This is a genomic window from Blastococcus sp. TF02A-26 (assembly GCF_003319125.1).
GTDB lineage: Bacteria > Actinomycetota > Actinomycetes > Mycobacteriales > Geodermatophilaceae > Trujillonella.
In genome coordinates this window covers 31,183-46,003 of the sequence record NZ_QOHG01000018.1, presented here as the reverse complement: position 1 = coordinate 46,003, position 14,821 = coordinate 31,183, and the positions used below count along the sequence as shown (strand labels likewise).

The window sequence follows — 14,821 nt, the reverse complement described above, 5'->3', positions numbered from 1 at the left end:
TCTGCCACCGGTGATCCGGTGACACGAACCGGTCCGGCGCTTACGTTCAGTACATGTTCACGACGCTCTTGGTCATCGGCGGGGTCCTGGTGGGGCTGTTCGTGCTCCTCACGCTGATCGTCGCCCTGAGCGCCCGTCCGGCGACCCGCACCGGCGCCTCGCCCGCGCCGCAGTGGGTGGCCCAGACCGGGCGCCGCCATCCCGACGCCTGGTCCCCGCTCACCGAGACCAGCACCAACGAGATCACCGCCGTCCGCTGACGCGTCCCCAGACCCGGCGTCCCGGCGGCTGCGACGACGCGCCGCCGGGACGCTCCGGAAGGCGGCTCAGCCGCCTCCTCCGCACAGCTCGGCAGCCCGCTCGCCGACCATGACCGCGGTCGCCGCGGTACCCCTCGACGGAACCCGCGGCAGCACCGAGGTGTCGGCCACGCGCAGGCCGTCCACGCCGCGCACCCGCAGCCGCCCGTCGACCACCGCGCCGGGATCCGTGTCGGGCCCCATCCGCGCGCTACCGGACAGGTGCACCGCCGTGCCGAGGTGCCGGCCGATCCAGGCGTCCAGCGCGGCGTCGTCGGCGAGGACCGCGGACGACAGTCCGTCCCCGGCGGGCAGGTCGGCCGCCGGACCGCCCAGCCCGGCCAGCGGTGCGGTGCGGAGCAGCTCCGTGGCCAGCCGGACGCCCGCCCGCATCCCCGCACGGTCCGCCGCCGACCCGAGGTAGCCGTAGGCGATCCGCGGGGCATCCGCCGGATCGGCCGACCGCAGCCACAGCCGCCCCCGGCTGTCGGGCCGCAGGAGCGAGACCCCGAGGTCGAGCACCCCGTCGTCCACCGGGGCGGCGCCCCACGGCGGGAGCAGGACGCCGAAGGACCGGAACCACGGCAGCACCTCGACGCCGCCCGGCGCGCCGTCCGGAGCCGCGTGCAGGACCTGCTCCAGCGCCGGCCCCGGCGGGGCCGGGAAGCCCGGGAGCGGACGCCACGGCACGGTCACCATCGGGTGGTCGCTCAGCCCCTCGCCCACCCCGGGGACGTCGGCCACGACGGCGAGACCGAGGGCCCGCAGCGCGTCCGCGGGGCCGATGCCCGACCGCAGCAGCAACTCCGGCGACCCGACCGCCCCGGCCGAGAGGACCACCTCGGCGGCGCGCACGTCCCCGTCGTCGGTGCGGACGCCGACCGCCCGGCCCTTCTCGACGAGCACCTGCCGGACCACGACGCCTCCGCGCACGGTCAGCCGCGGCTGACCGCGCAGGTACGCCGTCGCCGCGCTGATCCGTCGGCCGTCCACCGCGTTCGCCGGCATCGGACCGCAGCCGGCCGGCCCGCCGCCGTTCTTGTCCGGCTCGGCGGGCACGCCCAGGGCCGCCGCGGCGGCGGCGAACGCCTCCGCCGGTTCGTAGCCGAGCCGGGGGCGGACGACCGGGACCGGACCGTCGCCGCCGTGCAGCGGTGAGTCGCCCAGGTCGCGGTCGGACTCCAGCCGGCGGAAGGACGGCAGCACCGCCTCCCACGACCACTCGGGCATCGCCCAGCCGTCGCAGTCGGCCGGCGTGGCGCGGATGAAGTAGCAGCCGTTGACCGCGCTGGAGCCGCCCACGCCGCGGCCGCGCACCACCGACCGGCCCACCCCGGCCGCGAGCTCGACGGGCACCTCCACGGCGGCCGGCGAGCCCGGGACGGCGGCTCGCATGGTCGTGGCGTCGGCGGACTCGGGCAGGAGCTCGCCGGGGCCGGCCTCCAGGAGCAGCACCGTGCGCCCGGCCTCGGCCAGCCGGGCCGCCAGCGCGCAGCCCGAGGTGCCCGCCCCGACCACCACGACGTCGGTCTCGCGAGGGAGGCTCACGTCCCCAGTCCGAGCAGGCCGGGCAGGTCCAGCCGGCGCACCTTGCCGGTCGAGGTCCGTGGCAGCTCGCCGACCGGGTGCAGACTCTTGGGCCGCTTTGCCGGCGCCAGCCGTTCCCGCGCCCAGGCCGCGAGCGCCCCCGGATCGGCGTCGCCCACGTAGGCGGCGACCACGCGCTGCCCCCAGTCCGCGTCGGGAACGCCCACGACGGCGCTCTCCACGACCCCCGGGTGGGTGTCGAGGACCGCCTCGACCTCGGCGGGGTAGACGTTCACCCCGCCGGAGATGACCAGGTCCTCGCGGCGACCGTCGAGCCACACGATGCGACCACCGCGGCCGTCGTCGTCGACGCGGCCGAGGTCACCGACGGTGACCCGGTCCCCGCGCCAGGCCGCCGCGGTCTTCTCCGGCGCGCGCCAGTACTCGAAGCGGGCCCAGCGCGGCACGGTGCACCACAGCTGACCGCGCTCGTCGGTCTCCAGCGCCCGGCCGGGACGGGCCCGGCCCACGCTGCCCGGATGCGCCAGCCAGTCCTCCGGCGAGCACACGGTGAACTGCGCCTCGGTCGAGCCGTAGAACTCCCAGACGCTGCCCTCGGGCGCCGCGTCGAGCACGGCCCGCTTCAGCGGCTCCGGACACGGCGCGCCGGCATGCACCAGCCGGCGGAAGGAGGACCAGTCGACCCGTCCGTGCGCGATCAGCCGCTGGAGGTGGGTGGGCACGCAGAACGCGGTGGTCGGCCGCAGCGTGGAGATCGCCTCGGCCGCCCGGATCACGTCGAACGGCCCGGGCAGCAGCACCTCGCCCCCGGCCAGCAGCGTGTGGATGGAGAAGCGCAGCGGCGCGGAGTGGTGCAGCGGGGAGAGCACGAGGTGGCGGTCGCCGGGGACGAACCCCCACAGGTCGATCTCCTCGGCGGCGAGCGCGCGGGCGTCGTCCTCGTCGAGCACCCCGGACCAGACGCCCTTCCGGCGGCCCGTGGTACCGGACGTGTAGTGCATCGGCCGGGCCAGCGGCACGTCGACCAGGTCCGCCTCCCCCGTGCCGGTCAGCAGCCGCGCCGGGTCGTCGCCGACGTCGAGCGCCGGGTCGGCGTCGGCGGCGAGCTCCGCCCGTTCGGCTGCCGGCAGTGCCGGGTCCAGGACCACCGGGACGATGCCGGTGCGCAGCGCGCCGAGGACGACGGCCAGCAGCGCCGGGGACGCGCCGGCGGAGACCAGCAACCGGTCGCCGGGGCGCACGCCCGCCGCGTGCAGCGCGGCCGCGGCCCGCCGCTGGTCCCGCTCGCTGTCGGCGGCGCGGACGACCGGCACCGCCGTCATGCGGGGCGGACCTCGTCCCCGGACACGGTCAGCCTGCCCTCGAGCGCCAGCTTGTCGAGCATGGAGCGGGTCGAGGCGGCCGCGGCGGGCCACACCTCCCGCGGCACGGCGGCGTAGATGGTGGCCACCAGGTCGTCGACGCTGCGGGCTCCGTCGGCGACCGCCGCCAGCACCTGCTGCTCCCGGAAGCCGCGGTGGGCCAGGTAGTAGTCGAGGACGGCGAGCGGGTCCTCGGTCAGCTCCGGCCCGTGCCCGCAGTACAGGGCGCTCGGCCCGAGGTCGTACACCCGCCGCAGCGACTCCAGGTACGCGATGACGTCGCCCTCGGGGTGGGAGATCACCGAGGTGCCACGGCCTAGCACGTGGTCGCCGACCAGCACCGCGCCGGACTCGACGCGGAAGGCGAGGTGGTCGGCGCAGTGGCCGGGGGTGGCGACGACGTCCAGCGCCGTCCCGGCCAGCCGCAGCCGCTCGCCCTGCCCCAGGACCCGCCCACCCGGGCCGGCCACGGCGGGGTCGGCGGCGGCCACCTGCGCGCCGAACCGCTCGCCCCACGGCAGAGCCGCCTCGGCGTGGTCCCCGTGGTGGTGGGTCACCAGGACGGCGACGCAGCGGGCGTCCCGCGCGGCCAGCGCCTCCTCGACGGCGGCCAGGTGGGCCGCGTCGTCGGGGCCGGGGTCGACCAGGACCGCCTGCCCGCTGCCCGGCGCGCCGACCACGTAGGTGTTGGTGCCGTCGAGGGTCATGCCCGACGGGTTGGGTGCCAGCACGCGGGTGACCAGCGGCTCCAGCTCAGCCGTGCGCGCCATGGAACCCGGGTCGGGCAGGGCCCAGGTGAGCCGTGGGTCCAGAGGTGCGTCCACGCGCCGCACGCTAGCGGGTGACAGCAGGCAGCGCGCCGGACCACTACGGTCCTGACCCATGCGCGCTCTCCGACGCCTGGCCCCTCCCATGGTCGCCACGGCCGCCGCCGTCCTCTTCCTGGCCGGCTGCGGTGGTGACGACGACAACGACAGCTCGTCCTCGTCCTCCTCCTCGAGCTCCAGCTCCAGCAGCTCCTCCTCGTCCGAGACGAGCGAGAGCTCCGGCGGCGACGAGGAGCTGGCGGCGTTCTGCGCCGACGCCGAGGCGTTCGTCAGCGACCTGACGGCGGTGCAGTCGGCCAGCGACCCGGCGCAGATCATCCAGCAGCTGGGCGTGGCGTCGCAGACCTTCGACGCCGCCGAGCCCCCGGCGGAGATCGCCGACGACTGGGCCCTGCTGGGCGACGCGCTCCGCAACTGGGTCGAGGTCGGCAGCTCCGTGGACCTGGCCACGCCGGAGGGCCTGCAGCAGTTCCAGGCGGCCAACGAGGAGTTCCAGGCCGCCTTCACCGGTCCGTCCGGGCAGGCCGTCGACGAGTTCGGCAGCGCCAACTGCTCCTGATCGACCGCCCTCACTGAGCGGAGCGGCCCGCCACCCCGTCGGGGTGGCGGGCCGCTCTCGTGTCGGGAGGGGGGTGGTCAGCAGCCGCTGATGCTGACCCCGCGGGCGCGCAGCCACGGGACGGGGTCGACCTGGCCGCCGTGGGTGGCGCCGCCGGGGTGCACCTCGAAGTGCAGGTGCGGGCCGGTCGACTGACCGCGGTTGCCGACCTCGGCGATCTGCTCGCCGGCCGACACCCGCTCGCCGGCGCGGACGAAGTAGTCGTTGACGTGGCCGTAGACGGTGACCGCGCCGTCGTCGCCCTTGATGTAGACCGCGAGGCCGAACCCGGTGGCCGCGCCGGCCCGCACCACCACGCCGCTGTGCGCGGCGTAGATCGGCGTACCGATCGGCGCGGCGATGTCGACGCCGCCGTGCAGCGAGCCCCAGCGCGAGCCGAAGCAGCTGGAGGTCCGGCCGGAGGTCGGCTTGACGTAGGGACCGCTGCCGCCGGACGCGGCGCTGCCGCCCCCGCCCCCGCCGCTCCCGCTCCCGCCGCTCTGGGCCTGCGCCCGGGCAGCGGCAGCGGCAGCAGCCGCCTCGCGCGCCGCCTGCTCGGCCGCGGCACGGGCCGCGGCCTCTTCCGCGGCCTTCTGCTGCTGCCACTGCTGGTAGGCGTCACGCGCCCCCTGCAGCTGGAGCAGCAGGATGTTCGCGGCCTCGAGCTGCTGGTCGTACTGGGCCTTCTGGGCGGCGACCTCGCTGTAGGCGGCCGCCTGGGTGGCCGCCTGGTCGTCGGCGGCCTGCTTGGCCTCCGCGGCCTGCGCCTCAGCGGCGGCCGCGGCGTCACGGGTGGCACGGGCCTGGGACTCGGCGTTGGCCTGCTGCACGCGGGCCAGCTCCAGGGAGTCGAGGACGTCGACCTGGGTGTCGCCCACGTACTCCAGCAGCGCCGCGCGCTGGATCAGCTCGGCCGGGCCCTCGGCGTCGAGGAGCGCCTGCGTGGTGGTGAGCCGGCTGCCGTTCATGTAGCTGGTGCGGGCGAACTCGCCGATCCGGCTCTGCGCGGCGGCGACGGCGTCGGCCGCGGCCTGCAGCTGGGCGGCGGCCTCGTCGGCGGCGGCCTGGGCGACCACGCGTGCCTCCTCGGCGGCGAGGAAGGCCGTGCCGGCGGCCTCGGCGAGCACGTTGAGCCGCTCGAGCTCGGCCTCCGCACCGGCCACGAGGGCGGCGATCCGGCCGACCTCGGCAGCGGCGGCGTCCTGCTGGGCGCGGGCGCTGGCGATCTGGTCGTCGGTGGGGTTCGACGGCGGGGCCGGGACCGCCAGCGCGGGGGCCGCGGAGCCGAGGAGCACCGCCCCGGCGAGCACCCCGGCCACGGCCATGCGCAGGCCGCGGCGACGGCGGAGCCCGGAACGGGCCCGGACCTCGGTCGTCTCGCGCCCGGAGGCGGTGGCCTGCGACATGCGTTCGCTCCCTGGGGAAGAGGGGGGTGAGCCGGAGCAGCGTGGCGCCGTGACTGTCCGTCACCGGCGCAACACGCGGCACCGTGACCACACCGTGCTCATCGAGCACCCGGTTCACTTCTGTCCCACTCGTTGTCGTCACCAATCCGGGTGACCTTGAGCCCGTGCCGCAGATTTCTCCCGGGTGATCCGCGGTACACCGCGCCGAAATAGGCTCGGGCCGTGGACGTCTTCGGCTCCGGTCACGAACAGGTCGTCTTCTGCTCCGATCCGGAGTCGGGGCTGCGGGCGGTGATCGCCGTCTACTCGACGGCACTGGGGCCGGCCCTCGGCGGCACCCGCTTCCACCCCTACGCGAGCGAGGCCGAGGCGGTCGCCGACGCCCTGGCCCTGTCGACGGCGATGGCCTACAAGAACAGCCTGGCCGGCCTCGACCTCGGGGGCGGCAAGGGCGTGATCATCGGCGATCCGCGCACCCACAAGACCGAGGCCCTGCTGCGCGCCTACGGCCGCTTCGTCGAGGCACTGGGCGGCCGGTACCTCACCGCCTGCGACGTGGGGACGAACAACGCCGACCTCGACGTCGTCGCCCGGGAGACCCGGTTCGCCCACGGGCGGTCGCTGGCCATGGGCGGGTGCGGGGACTCCTCCGTGCTCACCGCCTACGGCGTCTTCCAGGGGATGCGCGCCGCCGCCGAGCACCGCTGGGGTGCACCGACCCTGTCCGGCCGCCGGGTCGCGGTCGCCGGCGTCGGCAAGGTCGGCAGCTGGCTGGTCGACCGGCTCGTCGAGGACGGCGCCTCCGTCGTCGTCACCGACGTCGACACCGACGCCGTGGAGCGGGTCCGCGCCCGGCACCCGCAGGTCGAGGCCGTGGCCGACACGCGGACCCTGGTGCGCACCCCCGCCGACGTCTACGCGCCGTGCGCCCTCGGCGGGGCGCTCGACGACGACACGGTCGCCGCCCTGCAGGCCGAGATCGTCTGCGGCGGTGCGAACAACCAGCTGGCCGGTCCGGGGACCGCCGCGGCGCTGCAGGAGCGCGGCGTCCTCTACGCCCCGGACTACCTGGTGAACGCCGGCGGCGTCATCCAGGTCGAGGACGAGCGGCACGGCTTCTCCTTCGCGCGGGCCGAGGCGCGGGCGGCGGGCATCTTCGACGTCACGCTGCGGGTCCTGCGGGCGGCCGAGGACGCCGGCGTCTCCCCCGCCGTGGCCGCCGACCGGCTGGCCGAGGAGCGCATCCGCTCGGTCGGCCGGCTGGCCACCATCCGGCTGCCGCGCTGAGGCGCTGGTCACACCCGGAGCCGGCTCCACCGCGGAACGGCCCGCCTCCTGCGCCCGGACGGGCGACCCCGGGGGGAGGACGTGTGCCCGCCGCCGACGCGTGTCGTAAGCTCGATCGAGACACAGTCACTCAGTCGGGGTCGCCAGGCGGGCCGCTCAGCCCGGAGCTGGGCTCCCGTACTCCGTAACGAGGGGGTCGAGCCGATGGGGCGCGGCCGAGCGAAGGCCAAGCAGACACGCGTGGCCCGTGAGCTCAAGTACAGCTCACCCAACACCGACCTCTCCGCGCTCCAGCGCGAACTGGCCGGATCTCCGTCGACCTACACGCCGTCGCACGCGGCGAAGGACGACGACGACGAGGACGACGACGAGTACGCCGACCGCTGGGCGGACGACGACTCGGACGACGACTGGGCCACCAGCCGCTGACCAGCGGCCGAGCCTGACTGCCACCGCTGTCCCCGACCGGGGACGGCGGTGGCGTCGTCCTGTCCGCGAGACCGGCCCCGGGCGGGGGCCGGCGACCCGCTAGCGGTAGCCGCCCACCAGGCGGGCGCTCGCGGGCGCTCCCGCGGCGTCCTGCACGGTGCCGGCGACCCAGGCGGGCACCCCGCGCCCGGTGAGCTGGGCGACGACCCGGTCGGCGGCCTCGGCGGCGACGACGGCGACCATGCCGACGCCGCAGTTGAACGCCCGCTCGGACTCCGCGCGCGGCACGCCGTGCTCCTCGAGCAGGTGCACCACCGCAGGCAGCTCCCAGGTGGCGCGGTCGAGCACGGCCTCGGCGCCGTCGGGCACGACCCGGACGGTGTTGCCGGCCAGCCCGCCGCCGGTGATGTGGGCGAACGCGTGCACGCCGTCGACACCGAGCTCCTCGACCAGCGCGAGGCAGTCCAGGGCGTAGATGCGCGTCGGCTCCAGCAGCACGTCGCCCAGCGGGCGGTCGAGCCCGGCCGGGGTGCCGGTGAGGTCCAGGCCGGCGCTCGCGACGACCTTCCGCACCAGCGAGTAGCCGTTGGAGTGGAAGCCCGACGACCCCATCGCCACGACGACGTCACCGGCGCGCACCCGCTCCGGGCCCAGCACCGCGTCGGCCTCCACGACCCCGACCGCGGTGGCCGCGAGGTCGTAGTCGTCGGGCGCCATGAGGTCGCCGTGCTCGGCGGTCTCCCCGCCGACCAGCGCCGCGCCGGACCGGGTGCAGCCCTCGGCGATGCCGGTGACGATCGCGGCGATCCGCTCGGGCACCACGCGCCCGCAGGCGACGTAGTCCTGCAGGAACAGCGGCTCGGCGCCGCAGGCGACCAGGTCGTCGACGACCATGGCGACCAGGTCGATGCCGACGGTGTCGTGCCGGTCCAGCTGGCGGGCCAGCGCGATCTTCGTGCCGACGCCATCGGTCGACGACGCGAGCAGCGGCCGCCGGTACTTCGCCACGTCGAGTGCGAAGAGCCCGGCGAAGCCCCCGAGCCCGCCGACGACCTCGGGCCGGTTGGTGCGCTCGACGGCGCTGCGCATCAGCGTGACGGCGCGCTCACCGGCGTCGATGTCGACGCCGCTGGCGGCGTAGGTGAACTGCGGGTCGCTCACGGGCGGCTGAGGGCGTCGTCCGCACCGCCGGGCACGGTGGCGCTGCCGGCCTGCTGACCGGTCCAGCCGGTCACGGCGCGCGAGGCGTCGGGCCGCGGCATCGGCGTGCGGCCGGGGTGGGCCGGGAGAGACTCGAGCACGTGCTTGCCCAGCACGTCGGTCTCGCCGAGGTCGATCGGGTACTCACCGGTGAAGCAGGCGGTGCACAGCCGGTTGGCCGGCTGCTCGGTGGCCGCGATCAGCCCCTGCTCGGAGACGTAGCCCAGGGAGTCGGCGTTGATCGACGCCCGCACGCCGTCCAGCTCCAGCCCGTTGGCGATCAGCTCGGCGCGGCTGGCGAAGTCGATGCCGTAGAAGCACGGCCACTTCACCGGCGGGGACGCGATCCGCACGTGCACCTCGACCGCGCCGGCCTCGCGGAGCATGCGGATGAGGGCGCGCTGGGTGTTGCCGCGGACGATCGAGTCGTCGACGACGACCAGTCGCTTGCCGCGGATGACGTCGCGCAGCGGGTTGAGCTTCAGCCGGATGCCCAGCTGGCGGATCGTCTGGCTGGGCTGGATGAAGGTCCGGCCCACGTAGGAGTTCTTGACCAGGCCCAGCCCGTAGGGGATGCCGCTGGCCTCGGCGTACCCGACCGCGGCCGGCGTGCCGGACTCCGGCACCGGGATGACGAGGTCGGCCTCGACCGGGTGCTCCTTGGCCAGCCGGCGCCCGATCTCGACGCGGGCGGCGTGCACGCCGCGACCGGAGATCGTCGTGTCGGGGCGGGCCAGGTAGACGTACTCGAAGACGCAGCCCTTGGGCTCGGCCGCGGCGAAGTGCTGGCTGCGCAGGCCGTCGGCGTCGATGGCGATGAGCTCGCCGGGCTCGACCTCGCGCACCACGGATGCGCCGACGATGTCGAGCGCGGCCGTCTCGCTGGCCACGACCCAGCCGCGCTCCAGCCGGCCGAGGACCAGCGGCCGCACACCCTGCGGGTCACGGGCGGCGTAGAGGGTGTCCTCGTCCATGAACGTCAGGCTGAAGGCGCCGCGCAGCTGCGGGAGGACCTCCATCGCGGCCGCCTCCACCGACAGATCCGGCCGCGCGGCGATCAGCGAGGTGACCAGGTCGGAGTCGGTGCTGGCGGTGAACGCGCCCCGGACCCCGGCGTCGGCGGCCTTGCTGGCCAGCTCCGCGGTGTTCACGAGGTTGCCGTTGTGGCAGAGCGCCAGGCCGGTGCCCGCGTCGGTGGTGCGGAAGGTCGGCTGCGCGTTCTCCCAGGTGGAGGAGCCGGTGGTCGAGTACCGGGTGTGGCCGACGGCGATGTGGCCGCGCAGGCTGCCGAGGGTCGCCTCGTCGAACACCTGGCTGACCAGGCCCAGGTCCTTGTAGACCACGACCGAGGCGCCGTCGGAGACCGCGATCCCCGCCGCCTCCTGACCGCGGTGCTGGAGGGCGTACAGGCCGAAGTAGGTGAGCTTGGCGACCTCCTCCCCCGGCGCCCAGACGCCGAAGACGCCACAGGCGTCCTGGGGTCCGGGTGAGTGGGGGTCGAGGTCGTGCGTCAGCCGTCCGTCTCCGCGAGGCACTCGTGCGAGAGTACCGGTGCGCCGTCCGGTACGGGTGCCCGACCGAGGGATCCACGCCACACCCGCGGCGCGTCGGACCCGCCGCGCGACCGGTTCAGCCGCAGGTCACCACGCCGTCGTCCGCTCCTCCGGTGCCGTCGTCGAGGCGTTTGGCGTACGCGTCGGCCGGGCCCGCCGCGCAGGAGGCCAGCGCGGCCTCCGCGGTCGGGAACGGCCCGAGGTAGACGGTGTGGATCAACGTGCCGCCGTCCGACCGGTCCCGCAGCGAACCGCAGGTGCCCTCCGTGGTGAACCACTGCGCGCCGGGGGTGGCGTCGAGCAGCCGCACCACGGCGTCCTGGTAGCCGATCGGCGTGGTCACGCTGCCCACGATGAGCACGTAGGAGCCGTCGCACGGCGGGACGACGGGCGCCGGCAGCTCCGACGCGGCCGTCGTGCCTGCCTCGCCGCTGCCCGTGGTCCGGGAGGACGACGACGGCGACGGGCCGGCCGAGCCGGTGTCCGCGGCGGGCGCCCCGGGATCGCCGATCGCGGCGTAACCGGCGACCAGCCCACCGCCGACGACGAGGAAGCCGGCCAGCATCCAGGCCAGCCAGCGCCCCGGGAACGACCCGGAGTGCTCCCGGGACTCCCGCCGGGGAGCCGGAGCCGCTGGCGGGACGGGGGCGGGCGACTCCACCGGCGCCGGGGCCGGCACCGGTGCGGGCGGCGGCACCGGAGGCGCGGACTGCATCGGCTCCGGTGCCCGGTGCCGCCCACCGGCCGGCCGGTCGCCGCCGTCACCCATCCCGGTTCCTACTCCGGTCCCGCCGTCCACCGTCGCTCCACTCGTCCCCCGTACCGGCTGCCCGCCCTGCTCGACCGCTCAGTGGACCGTGCGCAGCTCCGCAGCGATGGTCGTGTCGTCCCCGTGCCCGGTCCGGACGACGGTGTCGCCGTGCAGCGTGAGCAGCTTCGACCGGATCGAGGCGACGATCGTCGGGTGGTCGCTGAACGACCGGCCGGTGGCCCCGGGCCCGCCGCAGAACAGCGTGTCGCCGGTGAAGACGGTGTTCAGGTCGGCGGAGTGCAGGCAGGTGCTGCCCGGTGAGTGGCCGGGGGTGTGCAGCGCGACCAGCGTCGAGCCGGCGATCCGGAACGTCGTCCCCTCGGGGAGGTCGCGGTCGGGGTCGGCGGCCGGCTGGCTCTGGCCGTAGACCATGTCCCACAGCATCCGGTCGGCGGCGGGGAACCAGATCGGGGCGTCGACGGCCTCGCGCAGGGCCACGGCGGCGGTGATGTGGTCGTTGTGCCCGTGGGTGAGCACGATGCCGGCCACCGTCCGGCCGCCGACCGCCTCGATGATCGGCTCCGGCCGGTGCGGGGCGTCGATGACGAGCACGTGGGTGTCGTCGCCCACCAGCCAGACGTTGTTGTCGACGTCGAAGTCCTGCCCGTCGAGGCTGAAGACGCCGCTGATCACGGTCTTGTCGATGCGTGCGCCCATGGTCAGAACACCACGACCGAGCGCAGGACCTCGCCCTTGTGCATCTTCTCGAACGCCGACTCCACGGAGTCCAGCCCGATCGTCTCGCTGACGAAGTCGTCGAGCGGGAACCGGCCCTGCAGGTAGAGGTCGACCAGCATCGGGAAGTCGCGCGACGGCAGGCAGTCGCCGTACCAGGAGGACTTCAGCGCCCCACCGCGGCCGAACACCTCGATGAGCGGGAGTCCGATCTTCATGTCGGGCGTGGGGACGCCGACCAGCACGACCCGGCCGGCGAGGTCGCGGGCGTAGAAGGCCTGCTCGAACACCGCCGGGTGGCCGACGGCGTCGATGGCGACGTCGACCCCGAAGCCGCCGGTGGCGGCCTTGATCGCCTCGACGGCGTCGGTCTCCCGGGAGTTGACGGTGTGGGTGGCGCCGAACTGCCGCGCCCACTCCAGTTTCCGGTCGTCGATGTCGACGGCCACGATCGTCGTCGCCCCGGCCAGCTTCGCGCCGGCGATCGCCGCGTCACCGACGCCACCGCAGCCGAAGACCGCGACCGACTCACCGCGGCGGACCCCGCCGGTGTTGATCGCCGCGCCGACGCCGGCCATGACGCCGCAGCCGAGCAGGCCGGCCGCCGTGGCCGGGGCCTGCGGGTCCACCTTGGTGCACTGGCCGGAGTGGACCAGCGTCTTCTCGACGAAGGCGCCGATGCCCAGCGCCGGCGACAGCTCGGTGCCGTCGGTCAGCGTCATCTTCTGCGCGGCGTTGTGGGTGTCGAAGCAGTACTGCGGCTCGCCCTTGAGACAGGCCCGGCACTGACCGCAGACCGCCCGCCAGTTCAGGACGACGAAGTCGCCGACCGCGACGTTGGTGACGCCCTCCCCCACCGCCGCGACCGTGCCGGCGGCCTCGTGGCCCAGCAGGAACGGGAAGTCGTCGTTGATGCCGCCGTCGCGGTAGTGCAGGTCGGTGTGGCACACCCCGCAGGCCTGGACGTCGACGACGGCCTCCCCCGGCCCGGGGTCCGGCACGACGATCGTCTCGATGCTGACGGGGGCACCCTTGCCACGGGCGACGACGCCCTTCACCTCGTAGGCCATGCCCCCGAGCCTAGGAGCACCCGGCTCCGGCCACCCCTCGCGGGCGGCGGACGGACGCTGGCCCACGACCGGGTGGTGCACCGCCTTCGACAGGCGGCGGAACGGAAGCGGCCGTAGCGTCCCTGGCGGTCCGTGACCGGCGTCACGGGCCGCCGCCCGGGGCTCCCGGGAGTCCGACCGGCGGAGGTCAGCCCGTGGCAGTGCCGAGCTTCCTGGCGCGCGAGCGCATCGTCGCCCGCCCCGGGGTTCAACCGCTGGCTCATCCCGCCGGCCGCGCTGGCCGTCCACCTGTGCATCGGCCAGGCGTACGCCACGAGCGTCTACAAGACCGCGCTGGTCGAGGACTTCCAGGTCAGCCAGACGGCGATCGGCATCGTCTTCTCCATCGCGATCGTCATGCTCGGGCTGTCCGCCGCGGTGTTCGGCACCTGGGTCGACCGCAACGGCCCCCGCGCGGCGATGTTCGTCTCGGCGATCTGCTGGTCCACCGGGTTCCTCGTCGGAGCGCTGGGCATCGCCACCGACCAGCTGTGGCTGCTGTATCTGGGCTACGGCGTCATCGGCGGCATCGGTCTGGGCATCGGCTACATCTCGCCGGTGTCGACGCTGATCAAGTGGTTCCCGGACCGGCCGGGCCTGGCCACCGGCATGGCGATCATGGGCTTCGGGGGCGGCGCCCTCATCGCCTCGCCGCTGTCACGGCAGCTGATGGACCTCTACGACCCCGACTACGACGGGACGGCGGGCACGGTCCCCGGCGGCAACGCCGTGGCGCTGCTCTTCCTCACCCTCGGCGTCGTCTACCTGTTCTTCATGCTCTTCGGGGCGACGATCATCCGGGTGCCCGCGGAGGGCTGGAAGCCCGACGGCTGGGACCCCTCCTCGGTGAAGCAGAAGGCGCTCGTGACCACCGAGAGCGTCTCGGCGGCCAACGCGATCAAGACCCCGCAGTTCTGGCTGCTGTGGATCGTGCTGTTCTGCAACGTCACGGCCGGGATCGGCATCCTCGAGCAGGCCAGCCCGATGATCCAGGACTTCTTCCGCGACGACGCCGGCGACTCCAGCGTCGCCCTGACCGCGGCCACCGGGTTCGTCGGCGTCCTGTCGCTGTTCAACATGGCCGGCCGGTTCGTCTGGTCCTCGACGTCGGACTTCCTCGGCCGCAAGCCCAACTACATGATCTACCTCGGCGTGGGGCTGCTCCTCTACATCGGCCTGGCCACCGTCGGCAGCAGCGCCACGTGGCTGTTCGTGATCCTGGCCGCGGTGATCATCTCGTTCTACGGCGGCGGGTTCGCCACCGTCCCGGCGTACCTGCGCGACCTGTTCGGCACCTACCAGGTGGGCGCCATCCACGGCCGGCTGCTGACCGCGTGGGCGGCGGCGGGCGTCGCCGGACCGCTCATCGTCAACGGCGTCCTGGACACCCAGGGCGAGCCCGGCACCCTGCAGGCCGGCGACTACCGGCCGGCGCTGTTCATCATGGTCGGCCTGCTGGCGGTCGGGTTCGTCGCCAACCTCCTGGTGAAGCCGGTCGCCGCGAAGTGGCACGAGCCGAAGGCCCCCGGCGCCGAGGGCGCCCCGACCCCCGAACGGAGCGCCGCCCGATGAGCACCCCGGCTCCCTCCCAGAACGGCCAGCGGCCCGTCCACACACCGACCGGCCTGATCGCGTTCGCCTGGACGCTGGTCGGGGTGCCGCTGGCGTACGGGCTCTACCAGACGGTCAGGACGGCGCTGGACCTCTTCGGCGGGTGA

The 14,821-nt window shown here is 74.9% G+C and carries 15 protein-coding genes; 6 read left to right on the top strand and 9 right to left on the bottom strand.

All coding sequences use genetic code 11. From position 1 onward, the window contains the following. Nucleotides 1-53 precede the first annotated feature (53 nt). Nucleotides 54-260, top strand: a complete 207-nt coding sequence (locus tag DQ240_RS18255; protein ID WP_113841056.1) for a hypothetical protein — start codon at nt 54-56, stop codon at nt 258-260. A gap of 66 nt (nt 261-326) precedes the next feature. Here DQ240_RS18255 and mftG read toward each other — a convergent pair whose 3' ends face one another. Genes mftG through DQ240_RS18240 form a run of 3 tightly spaced genes read right to left on the bottom strand, consistent with a single transcriptional unit; the run spans nt 327 to nt 4,032 of the window. Next, nucleotides 327-1,847 carry a mycofactocin system GMC family oxidoreductase MftG gene (mftG, locus tag DQ240_RS18250; RefSeq protein WP_113841054.1) on the bottom strand — a complete coding sequence of 507 codons (1,521 nt, stop codon included), beginning with the start codon at nt 1,845-1,847 and terminating at the stop codon, nt 327-329. After that, the gene (locus DQ240_RS18245) at nt 1,844-3,169 is read right to left on the bottom strand and encodes a class I adenylate-forming enzyme family protein (RefSeq protein ID WP_113841052.1); all 1,326 of its coding nucleotides are present in this window, start codon (nt 3,167-3,169) and stop codon (nt 1,844-1,846) included. The genes mftG and DQ240_RS18245 overlap by 4 nt, the downstream gene beginning before the upstream one ends. Then, nucleotides 3,166-4,032, bottom strand: coding sequence for an MBL fold metallo-hydrolase (locus DQ240_RS18240; protein WP_113841160.1), 867 nt, complete (start codon nt 4,030-4,032; stop codon nt 3,166-3,168). Before DQ240_RS18240 ends, DQ240_RS18245 begins: the two co-directional genes overlap by 4 nt. A gap of 58 nt (nt 4,033-4,090) precedes the next feature. Here DQ240_RS18240 and DQ240_RS18235 point away from each other — a divergent pair, with 58 nt between their 5' ends. Further along, complete coding sequence (locus DQ240_RS18235; protein ID WP_147262026.1) at nt 4,091-4,594, top strand: hypothetical protein; 504 nt, start codon at nt 4,091-4,093, stop codon at nt 4,592-4,594. A 77-nt stretch (nt 4,595-4,671) separates the two neighbouring features. Here the strand turns inward: DQ240_RS18235 and DQ240_RS18230 are convergent, their stop codons facing one another. Further along, nucleotides 4,672-6,039: a M23 family metallopeptidase gene (locus DQ240_RS18230; protein WP_113841048.1), complete on the bottom strand. Its 1,368-nt coding sequence runs from the start codon at nt 6,037-6,039 to the stop codon at nt 4,672-4,674. Nucleotides 6,040-6,261: 222 nt separating this feature from the next. Between DQ240_RS18230 and DQ240_RS18225 the strand changes: the two genes are divergently transcribed. Further along, a complete protein-coding gene (locus DQ240_RS18225) occupies nt 6,262-7,326 on the top strand; it encodes a Glu/Leu/Phe/Val dehydrogenase (RefSeq protein ID WP_113841047.1) in 1,065 nt (354 codons plus the stop codon). Nucleotides 7,327-7,530: 204 nt separating this feature from the next. Continuing rightward, a complete protein-coding gene (locus tag DQ240_RS18220; protein WP_113841046.1) occupies nt 7,531-7,755 on the top strand; it encodes a DUF3073 domain-containing protein in 225 nt (74 codons plus the stop codon). Between the two features lie 99 nt (nt 7,756-7,854). On the opposite strand, the gene purM is transcribed toward DQ240_RS18220, so the two are convergent. The 5 genes from purM to DQ240_RS18195 form a co-directional block, all read right to left on the bottom strand. Beyond that, complete coding sequence (gene purM, locus DQ240_RS18215; protein WP_113841045.1) at nt 7,855-8,916, bottom strand: phosphoribosylformylglycinamidine cyclo-ligase; 1,062 nt, start codon at nt 8,914-8,916, stop codon at nt 7,855-7,857. Further along, on the bottom strand, nt 8,913-10,490 hold the full coding sequence (gene purF, locus DQ240_RS18210) for an amidophosphoribosyltransferase (RefSeq protein ID WP_113841044.1): 1,578 nt from the start codon (nt 10,488-10,490) through the stop codon (nt 8,913-8,915). The genes purM and purF overlap by 4 nt, the downstream gene beginning before the upstream one ends. 94 nt (nt 10,491-10,584) lie before the next feature. After that, a complete protein-coding gene (locus DQ240_RS18205; RefSeq protein WP_113841043.1) occupies nt 10,585-11,277 on the bottom strand; it encodes a hypothetical protein in 693 nt (230 codons plus the stop codon). 78 nt (nt 11,278-11,355) lie between these two features. After that, nucleotides 11,356-11,976, bottom strand: coding sequence for an MBL fold metallo-hydrolase (locus tag DQ240_RS18200; protein WP_113841042.1), 621 nt, complete (start codon nt 11,974-11,976; stop codon nt 11,356-11,358). Nucleotides 11,977-11,978: 2 nt separating this feature from the next. Next, entirely contained in the window at nt 11,979-13,064 is a 1,086-nt protein-coding gene (locus tag DQ240_RS18195; RefSeq protein ID WP_113841041.1) for an S-(hydroxymethyl)mycothiol dehydrogenase, read from the bottom strand. A 132-nt stretch (nt 13,065-13,196) separates the two neighbouring features. Here DQ240_RS18195 and DQ240_RS18190 point away from each other — a divergent pair, with 132 nt between their 5' ends. Beyond that, on the top strand, nt 13,197-14,675 hold the full coding sequence (locus tag DQ240_RS18190; protein ID WP_233498812.1) for an OFA family MFS transporter: 1,479 nt from the start codon (nt 13,197-13,199) through the stop codon (nt 14,673-14,675). Then, nucleotides 14,672-14,821, top strand: a complete 150-nt coding sequence (locus DQ240_RS23720) for a hypothetical protein (protein ID WP_199589392.1) — start codon at nt 14,672-14,674, stop codon at nt 14,819-14,821. The genes DQ240_RS18190 and DQ240_RS23720 overlap by 4 nt, the downstream gene beginning before the upstream one ends.

Excerpts from the sequence above, each read along its gene's own strand:
- DQ240_RS18255 (WP_113841056.1), top strand. The coding sequence starts at position 54 with ATGTTCACGACGCTCTTGGTCATCGGCGGGGTCCTGGTGGGGCTGTTC.
- DQ240_RS18245 (WP_113841052.1), bottom strand. The coding sequence starts at position 3,169 with ATGACGGCGGTGCCGGTCGTCCGCGCCGCCGACAGCGAGCGGGACCAG.
- DQ240_RS18235 (WP_147262026.1), top strand. The coding sequence starts at position 4,091 with ATGCGCGCTCTCCGACGCCTGGCCCCTCCCATGGTCGCCACGGCCGCC.
- DQ240_RS18230 (WP_113841048.1), bottom strand. The coding sequence starts at position 6,039 with ATGTCGCAGGCCACCGCCTCCGGGCGCGAGACGACCGAGGTCCGGGCC.
- DQ240_RS18220 (WP_113841046.1), top strand. The coding sequence starts at position 7,531 with ATGGGGCGCGGCCGAGCGAAGGCCAAGCAGACACGCGTGGCCCGTGAG.
- DQ240_RS18205 (WP_113841043.1), bottom strand. The coding sequence starts at position 11,277 with ATGGGTGACGGCGGCGACCGGCCGGCCGGTGGGCGGCACCGGGCACCG.
- DQ240_RS18200 (WP_113841042.1), bottom strand. The coding sequence starts at position 11,976 with ATGGGCGCACGCATCGACAAGACCGTGATCAGCGGCGTCTTCAGCCTC.
- DQ240_RS18195 (WP_113841041.1), bottom strand. The coding sequence starts at position 13,064 with ATGGCCTACGAGGTGAAGGGCGTCGTCGCCCGTGGCAAGGGTGCCCCC.
- DQ240_RS23720 (WP_199589392.1), top strand. The coding sequence starts at position 14,672 with ATGAGCACCCCGGCTCCCTCCCAGAACGGCCAGCGGCCCGTCCACACA.